The 15,219-nt window shown below is 69.5% G+C and carries 12 protein-coding genes and 1 pseudogene; 8 read left to right on the top strand and 5 right to left on the bottom strand.

The features are described from left to right. Window positions 1-47: 47 nt before the first annotated feature. Entirely contained in the window at window positions 48-1,613 is a 1,566-nt protein-coding gene (locus GH740_RS01710) for a molybdopterin-dependent oxidoreductase (RefSeq protein ID WP_367640289.1), read from the bottom strand. Between the two features lie 222 nt (window positions 1,614-1,835). Here GH740_RS01710 and GH740_RS01705 point away from each other — a divergent pair, with 222 nt between their 5' ends. Next, entirely contained in the window at window positions 1,836-2,132 is a 297-nt protein-coding gene (locus GH740_RS01705; protein ID WP_172978248.1) for a putative quinol monooxygenase, read from the top strand. On the opposite strand, the gene GH740_RS01700 is transcribed toward GH740_RS01705, so the two are convergent. Genes GH740_RS01700 through GH740_RS01685 form a run of 4 tightly spaced genes read right to left on the bottom strand, consistent with a single transcriptional unit; the run spans window position 2,129 to window position 7,139 of the window. Further along, window positions 2,129-3,541, bottom strand: coding sequence for a rhamnulokinase family protein (locus GH740_RS01700; protein WP_153744358.1), 1,413 nt, complete (start codon window positions 3,539-3,541; stop codon window positions 2,129-2,131). The two genes, GH740_RS01705 and GH740_RS01700, sit on opposite strands and share 4 nt — an antisense overlap. Next, window positions 3,538-5,574, bottom strand: a complete 2,037-nt coding sequence (locus GH740_RS01695) for a bifunctional aldolase/short-chain dehydrogenase (protein ID WP_153744357.1) — start codon at window positions 5,572-5,574, stop codon at window positions 3,538-3,540. Before GH740_RS01695 ends, GH740_RS01700 begins: the two co-directional genes overlap by 4 nt. A 27-nt stretch (window positions 5,575-5,601) precedes the next feature. Further along, window positions 5,602-6,768, bottom strand: a complete 1,167-nt coding sequence (rhaI, locus tag GH740_RS01690) for an L-rhamnose isomerase (protein WP_153744356.1) — start codon at window positions 6,766-6,768, stop codon at window positions 5,602-5,604. Further along, on the bottom strand, window positions 6,765-7,139 hold the full coding sequence (locus GH740_RS01685; protein ID WP_153744355.1) for an L-rhamnose mutarotase: 375 nt from the start codon (window positions 7,137-7,139) through the stop codon (window positions 6,765-6,767). The genes rhaI and GH740_RS01685 overlap by 4 nt, the downstream gene beginning before the upstream one ends. A 92-nt stretch (window positions 7,140-7,231) precedes the next feature. Here GH740_RS01685 and GH740_RS01680 point away from each other — a divergent pair, with 92 nt between their 5' ends. The 7 genes and pseudogenes from GH740_RS01680 to GH740_RS01650 all read left to right on the top strand — a co-directional run bounded on the left by GH740_RS01680 (window position 7,232) and on the right by GH740_RS01650 (window position 15,089). Continuing rightward, a complete protein-coding gene (locus tag GH740_RS01680) occupies window positions 7,232-8,239 on the top strand; it encodes a LacI family DNA-binding transcriptional regulator (protein WP_153744910.1) in 1,008 nt (335 codons plus the stop codon). A gap of 174 nt (window positions 8,240-8,413) precedes the next feature. Continuing rightward, window positions 8,414-9,451, top strand: coding sequence for an autoinducer 2 ABC transporter substrate-binding protein (locus GH740_RS01675; RefSeq protein WP_216644884.1), 1,038 nt, complete (start codon window positions 8,414-8,416; stop codon window positions 9,449-9,451). A gap of 88 nt (window positions 9,452-9,539) precedes the next feature. After that, on the top strand, window positions 9,540-11,027 hold the full coding sequence (locus tag GH740_RS01670) for a sugar ABC transporter ATP-binding protein (protein ID WP_216644883.1): 1,488 nt from the start codon (window positions 9,540-9,542) through the stop codon (window positions 11,025-11,027). Then, window positions 11,024-12,043, top strand: coding sequence for an ABC transporter permease (locus GH740_RS01665; protein ID WP_153744353.1), 1,020 nt, complete (start codon window positions 11,024-11,026; stop codon window positions 12,041-12,043). Before GH740_RS01670 ends, GH740_RS01665 begins: the two co-directional genes overlap by 4 nt. Beyond that, entirely contained in the window at window positions 12,040-13,191 is a 1,152-nt protein-coding gene (locus GH740_RS01660) for an ABC transporter permease (RefSeq protein WP_153744352.1), read from the top strand. The genes GH740_RS01665 and GH740_RS01660 overlap by 4 nt, the downstream gene beginning before the upstream one ends. Before the next feature lie 39 nt (window positions 13,192-13,230). Continuing rightward, the gene (locus GH740_RS01655; protein WP_153744351.1) at window positions 13,231-14,100 is read left to right on the top strand and encodes a sugar phosphate isomerase/epimerase; all 870 of its coding nucleotides are present in this window, start codon (window positions 13,231-13,233) and stop codon (window positions 14,098-14,100) included. Window positions 14,101-14,157: 57 nt separating this feature from the next. Beyond that, window positions 14,158-15,089, top strand: a pseudogene (locus tag GH740_RS01650) (IS5 family transposase). The last annotated feature ends 130 nt before the right edge of the window (window positions 15,090-15,219 follow it).

Here is a 15,219-nt window from a genome sequence, read left to right as displayed (position 1 = left end):
ACCGATCGGAAACGGCGCCGTCCTCCTTCGGGAGGACGGCGCCGTTCTCATGCCACGTGGACGGAGACCTGCGGCCACCCGGTGGCGCCGTCCGGCGCGGGCGGCGCCTCCCGCGAGGTCTGCACCTGACCGGCCCGGCTCGTGGCACGGCATCGGATGACGTGGTCGCCGCCGGTGGCCCGCCACGGCAGGTGCCACTGCACCCATGTGTCCACCGAGATCGCCGGCGCGAGCTGCGCGTCCTGCCACGGCCCGTCGTCCACGGACACCTCGACGCGGGACACCCCGACGTGCTGCTGCCAGGCCACGCCGGCGATCACGGTGTCGCCAGCGGCGACGGTGCGGCCCGCAGAGGGCACGTCGATGCGCGACTGGAGCTTGACCGGTCCGCGCGGCGCCCAGCCCTGCGTCGTCCAGTACCCGGTGGCGCGGTCGAACCGGGTGACCTCGAGGTCGACGACCCATTTCGTCGCCGACACGTAGCCGTACAGCCCGGGGACCACCATCCGCACCGGGAACCCGTGCTCGGCCGGCAGAGGAGCGCCGTTCATCCCCACCGCGAGGATCGCATCCCGCTCGTCGGTGAGCACCGGCAGGGGAGTGGATGCCGTGAACCCGTCGGCCGAGCGCGAGAGCACCATGTCGGCATCCGGGTGGGGGCCGGCCCGCGCGAGCAGGTGCCGGATCGGATAGCCCAGCCACTTGGCGTTGCCGATGAGGTCGCCGCCCACCTCGTTGGAGACGCAGGTGAGGGTCGTGTAGCTCTCCTGGAGGGGCAGCGCGAGCAGCCGGTCCCAGGTCAGCGTCACCTCGCGGTCGACCATGCCGTGGATGCGCAGCGCCCACGTGGTGGGGTCGACCTGCGGGACCAGCAGTGCGGTGTCGATGCGGTAGAACCGGTCGTTCGGGGTGATCAGGGGCGCAAGTCCCGTGATGCGCAGATCCGCTCCCGCGGGGATCGGGGGCGCCGTGCGCGCGGGCACGGGCAGGTGCAGGGAGCGCCGCACCGCCTCGGCCGCGCGCGCCCCGCCCTGTAGGAGCGTGCCGCCCAGGGCCGCCGCGGCGCCGATCAGGACGGCCGCGCCGGTCCACGCGAAGAACCGGCGGCGGCCGGGATCGGCGACGCGGTCGTCGCTCACCGGGGTGATGCTCGTCGGGGTGGTCCGCGTCGGGGTGGTGCTCGTCGGGCCCGCGAGCGTCACGAGCGGGCCGATCGTCAACGCCGCCGCGGCACCTGCGACGGCGGAGGGAAGCAGCGCGAGGGCGCCGGCATCCGCCCGCGTGGTCGCCGCGACCATGCCGACGATCCCGAGCGCCGCGCACAGCAGGGCGCCCATGCGCCGGTATCGGCGTTCGAGGATGCCGAGCCCCGCCGCGACGGCGACGAGGACCACGAGGATCCCGGTGATCAGGGCGGCCTTGTCGGACCGGCCGAACAGGGCTATCGCCGTCTCCTTCGCCCATCCCGGCGCGAGGTCGATGAGCGCGCCGCCGATCGCCGTGACGGGTCCGGCCGCGGCGGCGAACGCGGCCACGAGCTCCCCGGCGCCGACTCCCAGCACGACCGCGGCGATCCCGGCCAGCGCCGCGCGCCATCGTATCGACCCGTTCACGGTGCGAGCCTACGTCCGCGCGGGCGCGCGCGGTGTGTGGGTTCGCTGTGCGCGCGCATCGATCCCGTGACTGCGCCAGTTCGCGGCATCCGCGCCATCGATCGGCGCAGCGGATGCCGGAAACGGGCGCCGACGCGTGATCCCGCGTGTTCCACCCTGTGAGAGATCCGCGCGCCGCGGGCGCGCCGGCGTGCTTGGCTGATGACCGACGGAGGGATGGGGATGACGCACAGGGCCATCGTGGAGTTCCGGATTCGCGCCGATCGGCACGACGAGGCGAAGCCGGTGTTCGCCGCGATGCTCGACACGTCGCGCGCGTTCGAGGGGTGCCTGCGCCTGGACTGGCTCGTCGATCGGGACGACCCGACGCTGTGGCTGCTGTACGAGGAGTGGTCCTCGTGGGACGCCGAGCAGGCGTACCGCGACTTCCGGATGTCCCCGGCCGGCGCGGTGCCGGGCCTGGCGGGCCTGCTCGACGGCCGGCCGCGCCTGGTGCGCCTGGAGCCGGTCGCGTTCTAGCGCGGGTGGAACCGCCGCGGCGGATGGGTGCGGGCCACAAGGTCGCGCAGCGCCTCGAGCGTTCCCGTCACGAGCCCGGTCGCGCGCCCCTGGACCAGGATGTTGCCGAGCGCGGTCGCCTCGATCGGACCGGCCTGCACGGGCAGCCCGGAGCGGTCGGCCGTGCGCTGGCAGAGCAGGTCATTGTGCGCCCCGCCGCCCACGATGTGGATGGTGCGCACCGCGACGCCGGAGACACGGGATGCCGTGGCCACGGCATCCGTGAAGGCCTGCGCGAGCGACTCGATGATCGACCGCGCGTACTCGGCGCGCGTGTGCGGGGCCTGGACACCGTGCTCCGCGCACCACGCGTCGATGCGCGCGGGCATGTCGCCGGGCGGCAGGAAGCGCGGGTCGTCCACACCGAAGACGGGCACCGTCGCCGCGTCGACGGCCGCGGCGGCGCGCAGCAGCGACGGCAGATCCACGCGCTCGCCGTCCCGCTCCCACACCCGCACGCTCTCGTTGAGCACCCACATCCCCATCACGTTGTGCAGCAGGCGGACCCGTCCGTCGACGCCGCCCTCGTTAGTGAAGTTCGCGGCGAGCACAGCGTCGGTGAGCACGGGCCGCTCTACCTCCACCCCGACCAGCCCCCACGTCCCGCATGATATGTAGGCGGCCTCGCCCGCGCGCATCGGCACCGCCACTACGGCGGACGCCGTGTCGTGGGACCCCACCGCCGTCACGGCCAACCGGGGACCCGCGCCCAGGGACGCCGTCACGTCGGGGCGCAGCATCCCGATCCGATCCCCGGGCGAGACGAGCTCGGGGAGGATGCCGCGGGGGAAGCCCAGTGCCCGGATGAGCTCGTCGTCCCAGGCGCCGCCGCGCAGCAGGCCGGTGGTCGACGCGTTCGTGCGCTCCGCAACGGCGCGTCCCGTGAGCCAGTAGCCGACGAGGTCCGGGATGAGCAGCGCGGTGTCCGCGAAAGCGAGCACGTCAGGGTCTTCGCCGGCGAACTGGTACAGCGTGGTGAACGGCAGGAACTGCAGGCCGTTGCGGGCGAAGAGGGCCGGGTGCGGCATCCGGGCATGGACCGCCGCGACGCCGCGCGCGGTGCGCTCGTCGCGATAGTGGAACGGGGAGCCGAGCATACGCCCGCCGCGCAACAGGGCGTAGTCCACGGCCCAGGAGTCCACGCCGATGCTCACGATGCCGGGGTGGTCGCGCAGCGCTGTGCGCAGCCCGTCCTGCGCCGCGCCGTACAGGGACAGGATGTCGGTGTGCAGCCCGTCGCCCGCCCGCACCGGAGCGTTCGGGAAGCGTGCTGTCGTCGTGGCGTCGAGGGTGTCGGTCCCGACCCGGCCCACGATCACCCGGCCGCTGGTGGCGCCCAGGTCGATAGCGGCGACCTCCCCGGGACTCATCGCAGGAATGCCGCCGCGACACCCGAATCCACGGGGATGTGCAGGCCGGTCGTGCGGCTGAGCTCCGGTCCGGTCAGCACATAGACGGCGTCCGCGACGTTCTCCGGCACCACCTCGCGCTTGAGGATCGTCCGGTTCGCGTAGAACTGACCGAGGTCCTCCTCCTTGACCCCGTACGTCGCGGCGCGCTGCGCCCCCCACCCGCCGGCGAAGATGCCCGACCCGCGCACCACCCCGTCCGGGTTGATGCCGTTCACGCGCACGCCGTGCTCGCCGAGCTCGACCGCGAGCAGCCGCACCTGGTGCGCCTGGTCGGCCTTCGTGGCGGAGTAGGCGATGTTCGCGGGACCCGCGAACACGCTGTTCTTCGACGAGATGTAGACGATGTCGCCGCCCATGCCCTGTTCGATCAGCGGCTTCGCGGCCGCCTTCGAGACCAGGAACGAGCCCTTCGCCATGACATCGTGCTGAAGATCCCAGTCCTTCTCGGTGGTCTCCAGCAGCGGCTTGGACAGCGACAATCCCGCGTTGTTGACGACCAGGTCGATGCCGCCGAACGCGAGCACGGTGGCGTCGATCGCCGCCTGCACGCCGCCGGCGTCGGCGACGTTCGCGGCGACGCCGATAGCGACATCCGTCGACCCGAGACCGGCGGCGACGTCCTGCGCCTTTGCGAGGTCCAGATCGGCGACCACGACGCAGGCGCCCTCGGCGGCCAGGCGCGTCGCGATGGCCTTGCCGATGCCGGAGGCGGCCCCGGTGACGAACGCTATGCGCCCCTGGTGGGTCTTCGGCTGCGGCATCCTGCGCAGCTTCGCCTCTTCGAGCGCCCAGTACTCGATGCGGAACTTCTCCGCCTCGGGGATCGGTGCGTACGTGGACAGCGCCTCGGCGCCGCGCATCACGTTGATGGCGTTGACATAGAACTCGCCGGCCACGCGCGCGGTCTGCTTGTTCGCGCCATAGCTGAACATGCCCACCCCCGGCACCAGCACTATCAGCGGGTCGGCGCCGCGCATCGCGGGCGAGTCGGCGTCGGCGTGTCGCTCGTAATACGCGGCGTAATCGGCGCGGTACGTCCCGTGCAGCTCGCGCAGCCGGGTGATGGATGCCTCGACGGTCGCGTCCGCGGGCAGGTCCAGCAGCATCGGCATGACCTTGGTGCGCAGGAAGTGATCGGGGCAGCTGGTGCCGAGCGCCGCCAGGGCAGGGGCCTTCGCTGCGGCGAGGAAATCCAGCACGACCGGGTCGTCGGTGAAGTGGCCGACCATCCGCTTGTCGGTGGACGCGAGGCCGCGGATCGTGGCGGCCAGCGCGGCCGCCTTCGCGCGCCGCGCCGGCGCGCGGAGGGCCTCGAACCCGGGCCGGATCGGGCCGAAGGGATCGGCGGCGCCGTGCTCGTCGATGTAGGCCTGCGCGGTGGCGATGATCCACAGCGAGTTCGCTTCGGCCTCGTCGGAACTGTCCCCCCACGCGGTGATGCCGTGCCCGCCGAGGATGCAGCCCACGGCCTGCGGGTTGCTCTCCTTGATGGCGGCGATGTCCAGGCCCAGCTGGAATCCCGGCCGGCGCCACGGCACCCACACGACCCTGTCGCCGAAGATCTCCGGCGTGAGGCGCTCGCCGTCGGCGGCCGTGGCGATGGCGATGCCGGCGTCCGGATGCAGGTGGTCGACGTGTGCGGCATCCACGAGCCCGTGCATCGCGGTGTCGATGGACGGCGCAGCCCCGCCCCTTCCGTGCAGGCAGTAGTCGAACGCGGCGACCATTTCGTCCTCGCGGTCGACGCCCGGGTACACGTTCACGAGGGCGCGCATCCGGTCCAGCCGCAGCACCGCCAGCCCTTGGGGCGTCAGCGTGCCGAGGTCGCCGCCCGACCCCTTCACCCACAGCAGTTCGACCGGCTTTCCGGTGACCGGGTCGGTCTCGGTGCCCTTGACGGACGTGTTACCGCCGGCGTAGTTCGTGTTCTTCGGATCGGCGCCCAGACGGTTGCTGCGGGCGATGAGGTCATCAACGGTGGGGTTGGTCATGGTGTTCTCCAGAGTCTCGGATGCCGCTCAGGCGCCCCATCCGGCCTGCACGCCGCCGACGCGGTCGGCCTCGATCTTCTCCTGGTATCCGGACGCCGCGTAGGCGGCCATCGGGTCGGCCGGCAGTCCGCGCGACTCGCGCCACTGCGCCAGCGCCGGGCGCACGTCGGTGTAGAACGCGTCCATCATGATCGCGTTCGCCGTGAGCACGTCGTTCTCGGTCTGCGCGCGGGTCAGCGCCGCCCGGTCGAGCAGCAGCGCCCGGGCCGTCATCTCCTGGACGTTCAGCACCGAACGGATCTGCCCGGGGATCTTCTTCTCGATGTTGTGGCACTGATCGAGCATGAACGCCACGTCGGGGCTGTTCAGTCCGCCGCCGCGGACGACCTCGACCAGGATCCGGAACAGCTGGAACGGATCGGCGGCGCCCACGATGAGGTCGTCATCGGCGTAGAAGCGCGAGTTGAAGTCGAACGACCCGAGCTTGCCGAGCCGCAGCAGCTGCATGACGATGAACTCGATGTTCGTGCCCGGGGCGTGGTGGCCGGTGTCCAGGCACACCATCGCGCGCTCGCCGAGCGCGGCGACCTGCACGTACGAGGTGCCCCAGTCCGGGACGTCGGTGTGGTAGAACGACGGCTCGAAGAACTTGTACTCCAGGACGAGGCGCTGGTTCTCACCCAGCCGCGCGTAGATCGTCGAGAGGGAGTCGTGCAGGCGCTCCTGCCGCGCCCGCATGTCGTTCTGTCCCGGGTAGTTCGACCCCTCGGCGAGCCAGATCTTCAGATCACGCGAGCCGGTGGCATCCATCACGTCGATGCACGCGAGGTGGTGGTCAATCGCCTTCCGGCGGATCGTGTCATCCTCGTGCGTGAGGGCGCCGAACTTGTAGTCCTCGTCCTGGAACGTGTTGGAGTTGACCGTCCCGAGCGCCACCCCGAGGTCCTCGGCGTGGCGGCGCAGTGCGGCGAAGTCGTCGACGACGTCCCACGGGATATGCAGGGCGACCGTGGGAGCCAGGCCCGTGTGCTTGTGGACCTGAGCGGCGTCCGCGATCTTCTCGAACGGGTCGCGCGGCGTGCCCGGCGTGCCGAAGACCCTGAACCGCGTCCCGGAGTTGCCGAACGCCCAGCTGGGCAGTTCGATCGCCTGCTGCTGGAGCGCGGCGAGGGTGTCGGGAGTAAGCGTGGTCATGATGCGGAGCCTTCTGCGGTGTCGGTGTCGGTGTCGGTGTGGGATGTCACGTGTCGGCCCGCGAGGTGGAAGACCTCGGGAAGCGATGCTGCCTCGTCGGCGCGGCCGTCCAGGCCGGCGAAGAAGCGGCCCATCTCGGCCTCCCACCGGGCAGCGACGGGGGATGCCGCAAGATATGCCCGAGCGGCCGCGTCGTCATCGGTCTCGTAGTAGCCGATCAGCCGGCCGCCGTCGCCGAGGAACAGCGAGTAGTTGCGCCGGCCCGCGGCGGCGATCTCGGCGAGCATCTCCGGCCACACCGAACGGTGCCGGACGATGTACTCCCCGACGAGCTCGGGGCGGACCTGCAGCTCGAAGCAGATGCGCGTCATCTCACTTCCTCGTGCACGGGTCGATGGCGGACGGCGATGAATCGTTTCAAACTATAAGGGCGTCGATACGCTGGCGTCAACGAGAGGAAGACATGGCGGTAAGCGTACGGGATGTCGCGGATGCGGCGGGGGTGTCGGTGGGGACCGTGTCGAATGTCTTGAACCGCCCCGAGAAGGTGGCGCCGTCGACGGTGGCCCGGGTGCAGGCGGCCATCGACCGCCTGGGCTTCGTGCGCAACGATGCCGCGCGGCAGCTGCGCGCCGGGCGCAGTCGCACGATTGGGATGGTCGTGCTCGACGCCGCCAACCCGTTCTTCGCGGACGTCGCCCGCGGGGCCGAGGAGCGGGCGGCGGCCGAGGAGCTGTCGCTGCTGCTCGGCAACAGCGACGAAGACGCGCGACGCGAAGGCCGCTACCTCGATCTTTTCCGCGAGCAGCGCGTCAACGGCGTCCTGATCACGCCCGCGGCCGCGGATGACCGCCGCCTGCGCCGGCTGCAGGATGCCGGTGTTCCGGTCGTGCTGGTAGACGCCGAGCTTCCGCACGGCCCCTACAGCTCGGTGTCCGTCGACGACGTCGAAGGCGGCTCACTGGCCGCCGCCCACCTGCTGCAGACCGGGCGCCGGCGGCTGTGCTTCATCGGGGGCCCCCTCGCCATCCCGCAGGTGGCGTACCGCCTGCAGGGGGCCCGCGCCGCGGTCTCCGGGGTCGGCGATGCCACGCTCGAGGTCATCGAGATGCCGGCGCTGACTGTGCTGCACGGCCGGGAGGCGGGCGAGCGCATCCTCGCGCGCGCGCCGGGCGAACGCCCCGATGCCATCTTCGCGGCGAACGATCTGCTGGCCGTCGGGCTGTTGCAGGCGCTGACGATCATGGGACCACTCAAGGTTCCGGACGACATTGCGCTGATCGGCTACGACGACATCGACTTCGCCGCGGCCACCGTCGTTCCCCTGACATCGATTCGTCAGCCGGCGCAGTTGATCGGCCGGACGGCGGTCGAGCTGCTGCTGCGGGCAATCCAGTCCGGCGATCCACGACACGAGGAGCACGTGCGGTTCCGGCCGGAACTGGTGAAGCGGCAGACGACCTCCGGGTGAAACGGTGAATTGAATCGTTACAATGCTGTGACGCGGATCCATGCTGGGCTCGCCGGAACCCGTCGTTAGTATGACGACGTATCGACGCTGATTCGCCGCGGATATGCCGCGCGGACCGGCCGGCCGAAGACCAGCCCATGGTGAGCGACGGTGCACGACGACAAGGAGGTTGATGTGAAAATCGTGAAGACGATCTCCGTCATGGCCGCGGCCGCAGCGGTCGTGGCCATGACGCTGACGGGGTGCACGCAGCGAAGCAGCGGTGACAATCCCGGTGCTTCCGCCAGCACCGGCAACGGCGGCGGCGAGGTTTCGGTCGCGTTCGTCCCGAAGCTGCAGGGCATTCCCTACTTCGAGGCGATGAACACCGGCGGCCAGAAGGCTGCCAAGGACCTCGGCTTCACCTGGCTGTACCAGGGGCCGACGTCGGCGGATGCCGCCGCCCAGGCCGACATCGTCCGCTCGTTCATCCAGCAGAAGGTCGGTGTCCTGTTCGTGGCGCCGAACGACCCGAACTCGATGGCGCCGGTGCTCAAGCAGGCGCAGGACGCCGGCATCCACATCGCCACCGCCGACACGGATGCGCCCGATTCCGCGCGCGAGCTGTTCGTCAATCAGGCCACCGCAGAGGGCCTCGGACAGACCCTCACGGATCAGCTCATGAAGGCCATGGGAGACAAGGGCGAGTACGCCATCGTCTCGTGCGGTGAGACCGCCGAGAACCTGAACTCGTGGATCGCCGTGCAGAAGAAGTACACGGCCGAGAAGTACCCGAACGCGAAGATCGTCGACATCGTGTATGCCGGTGAGGACCAGGCCAAGGCCACGCAGATGGCCACCGACCTGATGAACGCGCATCCCAATCTGACCGGTCTCGTCGGCGAGTGCACGTCCAGCGCGCCGGGCGTCGCGCAGGCGGTGAAGGATGCCGGCAAGATCGGCAAGGTGTTCACGGTGGGCCTGGGAACGCCTCAGGCGATGAAGCCGTACCTGGATTCCGGAGCATCCAGCGCATCCGTGCTGTGGGACGTCGAGGCCCTCGGCTACCTGACCGGGTGGGCCGGCGTGCAGCTGGCCAAGGGTGCTGAGATCCCGGCCAAGCCCGACGTGCCGGGAGCCCCGGACGCGACGTACGACGCCTCGTCGAAGGTGCTCCTGCTGGGGCCGCCCCTGGTGATCACCAAGGACAACGCCGGCAACTACAACTACTGAATCCGCAGCCTGGGCATCGCGTGTGCACGCGGTGCCCAGGCGGCATGATCAAGGCGGGTGGCGGCCGATGACTTCACAGCGCTTACAGATGCGGGACATCTCGAAACGCTACGGCGGCGTACATGCGATACGACACGCAGACCTCGAGATCGGCCCCGGGACCGTGATGGCCCTGGTCGGCGAGAACGGCGCGGGAAAGTCGACCTTGATCAAGATCCTCGCGGGTGCCGAGCACGCCGACACGGGCAGCATCGCCATCGACGGGGAAGAGGTCCGGATAGCGTCGACGGCCGATGCGATTGCACTCGGCATCCAGACCGTGTACCAGGAGCCGCACCTGTTCCAGGACCTGTCGGTCGCGGAGAACTTCTTCGTCGGGCGGGAGATCACGCGCGGCCCGGTCATCGACTGGCGCGCGCAGGCACCGCGGATGTTCAACCTGCTCGACCTCGTCGGCCTGGACCGGCGGGTGGCCGCGCTTCCGGTGCGGTATCTGTCGATCGCGCAGCAGCAGCAGGTGTCGATCGCGAAGGCCCTGCTCGAGGACGCCCGCATCCTCATCCTGGACGAGCCCAGCGCGATCCTCACCCAGAGCGAGATCGACGTCCTCTTCACGGTGGTCCGGCGGCTCGCGGGCGAGGGCGTGTCGATCATCTACATCTCCCACCGCCTCGATGAGCTGTTCCAGATAGCGGACGAGGTGACCGTCATGCGCGACGGTCAGACGGTCTCGTCCGATCCGATCGGGACGCTGAGCGTCCGCGAGATCGCCGAGCGCATGGTCGGAGGCGCGCTGACCGAGGGGGTGCGTACGACCACCACGTCCGGCGATGCGATGCTCGAGCTCGAGGGGCTCACGCTCGACGGCGCCTTCGCAGATGTCACGTTCGACGTGCGCCGCGGCGAGATCGTCGGACTGTACGGGCTCGTGGGGGCCGGCGCCGCCGACGTCGGCGACGTCGTGTACGGCATGCGGCGACCGACCTCGGGCGTCATCCGGGTCGCCGGCGACGGCCGACCTCTGCGCTCCCCGATGCGCGCGAAGTCGCGCGGCGTGCGGATGCTCCCGGCGAACCGGTCGAGCCAGGGCATTTTCTCGTTCCAGTCGATCGCCTTCAACATCACCATCGGGTCTCTCCGACTCCTGTCTCGGCTGCCCGGCTGGGTGAGCCAGCGCAGCGAGCGGGAGACCGCGAACCGGCTCATCACACGGCTCGCGGTGAAGACGCCCAGCATGCGTCAGCCGGTGAGCGCTATGTCCGGCGGCAACGCGCAGAAGGTCGTGCTGGCCCGCCAGCTGGTCGAGCGGCCGGGCCTGCTCGTGCTCGCCGAGCCCACACAGGGGGTGGATGTCGGCGCGAAGGAGGAGATCCACCAGATCATCTCGGACCTCGCCGATGCCGGCACCGCCGTGCTCGTGATCACGACCGACCTCACCGAGGTGCTGCGCATCTCGGATCGGATCATCGTGTTCCGCTCCGGGAAGGTCGCCGCGCAGCTCGCGCCGACGGCGACGCAGGCCGAGGTGCTCGCCGTGGCGGCCGGCCACCGTGACGACGAGGAGGGGGCAGCATGACATCCCGGACCGATTCCGCGCCCGCGACGGTCTCGCTGCGACGCATCCTCCCCCCCGCGGTCACCGGCCAGGAGGTGGTCCTGGTCGGCGTCATCGCCGTGCTGTGGGTGCTGCTCGGGATCTTCACGCCTTCGTTCCTCTCACCCGCCTCTGTCGGTCCGCTGCTGGTCAACGTCGCACCGGTCGCGCTCATCGGCATCGGGATGACGTTCGTGATCATCACGGGGGGCATCGATGTCTCCGTTGCCGGGATGGCGATGGTGTGCGCGGTCGTCACCGCGCGGCTGCTCGTCTCGGTGGAGATCCCGCTCATCGTCGCCCTCCTCGTCTCCGTCGTGATCGGCGGAATCCTCGGCAGCGTGAACGGCTTCCTCGTGGCGTACGCCCGCGTGCATCCGATCATCATCACGTTCGGGACGTGGAATCTGTTCCTGTACATCGGCTACCGCACGTTCAACTCGTCGACGGTCAACGGCATCCCCTCGACGTTCGACGTATTCGGCAAGGGCGCGGCGGGCACCACGCTCGGCGTGCCGAACGCATTCGCGATAGTGGTGGCCCTGGTCGCCGCCGCATGGTGGTTCCTGCGGTACACGAGGGCCGGTCGCAACCTGTTCGCGATCGGCGGGAATGCGGAGGCCGCGCGCCTGACCGGGATCGCGGTGCGGCCGCGCCTGGTCTGGGTGTACGTCATCACCGGCGTGATGGTGGGCGTCGCGGCGTGCGTCATGCTCGCGTCGGGCACATCCTCGCTGGATCAGTCCGTCGGCAACGGCAAGGAACTGGAGGTCATCGCCGCCGTCGTGATCGGCGGCACGTCGATCATGGGCGGCCGCGGGTCCGTCGTGGGGACGCTGCTGGGCGCCCTGCTGGTGCAGACGGTGTCGGTGGGCGTCATCCAGCTGGGCTGGCCGTCGCAGCTGTCGCGGCTTTTCGTCGGCGTCTTCATCATCATCGCGGTGGGCGCCGACATCCTTCGAGAACGCGCGCGCCGACGCTCGGGGAGGATGTCATGAGCACATCATTGCCGGAGCAGCGCCCGTCGGGGGCATGGCCGCGGATCCGCGCATGGATCGACGGCGGTGGCCTTCTCGATCGCCGGGCGGTGATCGTCGTCCTGCTGGCGGTGCTGATCGTCGTGATGGTGGTCCTGGACGTCGCCGGGGTGACGACAGCGCCGCTGACGACCGACTACTTCGCGGCATCCCTGATCAACATCGTCCCGCTCGCGCTGCTGGCGATCGCGGAATTGTTCGTGATCACGACCGGGGACGGCAGCATCGACCTGTCCGTCGGCTCGATGGTCTCGCTGGTCGGCATGGTGTTCGGCATCCTCTACGGCACCCAGAAGTGGGACTTCGCGGCCGCCGCTGTCGTCGCGCTTCTGGTCGGAGCGCTGCTCGGCTGGATCAACGGGTTCCTGACCGCGTACTTCCGCTATCCCGCGCTGATCACCACGCTCGCCACCTATTACGCGTACGCATCCATTGCGCTCGTGATCACGAACGCGTCGCCGATCTCGGGGCCGCGGATCCAGGAGCTGTACGGCGCCGCGCAGTCCGTCGAGCTGCCTCTGATCGGCGCGTATGTGCCGCTGGTCCCGCTCGGTGTGTTCACGTTCCTGCTGCCCGTGGCGGTGATCGCCTGGCTCGTGCTGAACCGCACCACGTACGGGCGACAGCTCTACGCGATCGGCACGAACTCGACCGCCGCGAGCTGGGCCGGCATCAACACGCGGCGCAGTCAGCTTCTCGCGTTCGTGGTCTCCGGTGTCATCAGCGCGCTGGTGGCGATCTACACGGTCGCGCAGTTCGCGTCCGCGCGGCCCGACGCCGGGACCAGCGGGCCGGGCATGGCCCTTCCCGCGATCACCATCGCCGTCCTCGGCGGCGTCGCCATCACCGGCGGCGTGGGACGCATCGGAGGGGTGCTCCTGGCGGCGCTTCTGATCGTGTGGATGAATGCGTCGATCCTCATCGTCGTTCCCGGCAACGCCGGGTCGCAGCTGCAGTTCCTCGCCCTGGCGGTCGTGCTGCTCGGCGCCTCCCTGGTGGACGTGACGAACTCCCGATCCCGCCGCGCCCGAGCACGCCAGTCGACGTCTGCCGGCGGCGCCGGCGGTGTCGCGGAGATGGCAGACAGCGCGGCTTCCCAGGCGAAGTGATCGCCGCGAGACGTACCGGCACGAGACGGAGGAATCGATATGCAGATCGGCGTTCATGGGCTCGTCTTCACGGGCGAGTTCGACGAGCAGGGCTTGCGGACGGCGTGCTCCGGCGCGCACGAGGCGGGCTTCGACCTGCTCGAGCTTCCGCTCATGGATCCGTACGCCTTCGACGGTGCGGTCGTGAAGCGGATCGCCGCGGACCACGACCTGGCGGTGTCGGCGTCGCTGGGGCTTGACGCAGAGCACGACCTGACCAGCGACGACGCGGTCGTCGCACGGCGGGGCGAGGATCTGCTCACACGCGCCATCGACGTCGTCGCCGAGGCGGGCGGGTCGGCGCTGTGCGGCGTCCTCTACTCCGCCATGCAGAAGTACCAGCAGCCGGCCACGGAGCGCGGTCGCGCGCAGTCTGCGCAGGCGCTCGGCCGGCTGGGGGCATACGGGCGGGATGCCGGCGTCGAGCTGTCGCTCGAGGTCGTGAACCGCTACGAGACGAATCTTCTGAACACCGCACGCGCGGCGCTCGCGTTCCTCGGGGACGTCCCCAGCGACAACGTGCACGTGCACCTGGACACGTACCACATGAACATCGAGGAATCGAGCATGTTCGACCCGGTGCTGGACGCCGCCGATCGGCTGCGGTATGTCCACATCGGCGAGAGCCACCGCGGCTACCTCGGCACCGGAAGCGTCGACTTCGAGCCGTTCTTCCGTGCATTAGCTCGCATCGGCTACGACGGACCGGTCGTGTTCGAGTCCTTCTCGAGCGCGGTCGTGAGCGCCTCACTGTCGAACACGCTCGGAGTGTGGCGCAACCTCTGGCAGGATTCGGCGGACCTCGCCGCTCACGCCAACCGGTTCATGCGCGACCGCATCCACGCGGTGGACACGATCCGGATGCACTGAGCGCGGGGCTAGGGCGTGTCTGACAACTAAGTCGAGGCTTGCTGAGAGGCTGTGAGTATGTCTCGGTTTCAGGTGCTCTCGGATGCTCAGTGGTCGTTGATCGAGGAGATGTTGCCGCGTCCGACGGGTCGTAAGGGCAGGCCGTTCTCGGATGCCCGGTTGATGGTCGAGGGCATCGTGTATCGGTACCGGACCGGGATTGCGTGGCGGGATCTGCCGGAGGTCTTCGGGCCTTGGCAGACCGTGTGGACGTGGCACTACCGGATGGCGGCGGACGGTACGTGGGAGAAGATCTTCGCGACGCTCACGGCCGCGGCCGACGCCGCGGGACTGGTGGACTGGTCGCTGTCAGTGGACTCCACCATCGCTCGTGCGCATCAGCACGCGACGAACACCACCCGCCTCACAGGGGGCTGGATCGAGTTACAAGAATTTGACGGAAGAGCCGCCTGATCACGGTGTCGGCCGCTCTCGCGGTGGCCTGTCGACGAAGATTCATCAGCTTGTCGACGGCAGCGGCCTCCCGCTGGCAACGTTTGATCACGCCGGGGCAGGCCGGCGACTCACCGATGTTACTGCCGCTGATGGAGCAGCTTCGCGTTGGTCGCGACACCGGGCGTCCACGGACTCGCCCGGACGCGGTGCGCGGCGACAAGGCGTACTCGTCCCGAGCGATCCGATCCTACCTGCGCTCGCGTGGGATCAAGGCCGTGATCCCCGAACCGGACGATCAGAAAGGCCACCGCAAACGGCGCGGGTCACGCGGCGGCCGGCCAGTCAGCCTCGACAAGGCCGACTACAAGAACCGCAACGTCGTCGAGCGCCAGTACTGTCACCTCAAGCAATGGCGAGGACTCGCCACCCGCTAGGACAAACACGCCATCGCCTACCGCGCAGCGGTCACCCTCAACGCCGTCATCGCCTGGACAAAGCAATTGTCAGACACGCCCTTGAGACCCACATCTATCTCACTTATTTCTTCAGAGTGATAGCAGGGTTGCAGTAGTGGGGATACTGTGTAGTCATGAGTCGGATTCCGGCGATCGTTACTGAATCTGCGTGTGCTCGAACCCGGTCTAGGAACACGCGCAGCATCGAGGGCGCCGTCGCAGGCCCCTT

Origin of the sequence: Microbacterium sp. SYP-A9085 (genome assembly GCF_009649635.1) — a bacterium.
In the GTDB taxonomy this organism is placed as follows: Bacteria; Actinomycetota; Actinomycetes; order Actinomycetales; family Microbacteriaceae; genus Microbacterium.
The sequence above is the reverse complement of the archived record's forward strand: the minus strand, read 5'-3'. Positions and strand labels throughout refer to the sequence as shown.

Coding starts and splice junctions, on each gene's coding strand:
- GH740_RS01705 (WP_172978248.1), top strand. CDS start 1,836: ATGACGCACAGGGCCATCGTGGAGTTCCGGATTCGCGCCGATCGGCAC.
- GH740_RS01700 (WP_153744358.1), bottom strand. CDS start 3,541: ATGAGTCCCGGGGAGGTCGCCGCTATCGACCTGGGCGCCACCAGCGGC.
- GH740_RS01695 (WP_153744357.1), bottom strand. CDS start 5,574: ATGACCAACCCCACCGTTGATGACCTCATCGCCCGCAGCAACCGTCTG.
- rhaI (WP_153744356.1), bottom strand. CDS start 6,768: ATGACCACGCTTACTCCCGACACCCTCGCCGCGCTCCAGCAGCAGGCG.
- GH740_RS01685 (WP_153744355.1), bottom strand. CDS start 7,139: ATGACGCGCATCTGCTTCGAGCTGCAGGTCCGCCCCGAGCTCGTCGGG.
- GH740_RS01680 (WP_153744910.1), top strand. CDS start 7,232: ATGGCGGTAAGCGTACGGGATGTCGCGGATGCGGCGGGGGTGTCGGTG.
- GH740_RS01670 (WP_216644883.1), top strand. CDS start 9,540: ATGCGGGACATCTCGAAACGCTACGGCGGCGTACATGCGATACGACAC.
- GH740_RS01665 (WP_153744353.1), top strand. CDS start 11,024: ATGACATCCCGGACCGATTCCGCGCCCGCGACGGTCTCGCTGCGACGC.
- GH740_RS01660 (WP_153744352.1), top strand. CDS start 12,040: ATGAGCACATCATTGCCGGAGCAGCGCCCGTCGGGGGCATGGCCGCGG.
- GH740_RS01655 (WP_153744351.1), top strand. CDS start 13,231: ATGCAGATCGGCGTTCATGGGCTCGTCTTCACGGGCGAGTTCGACGAG.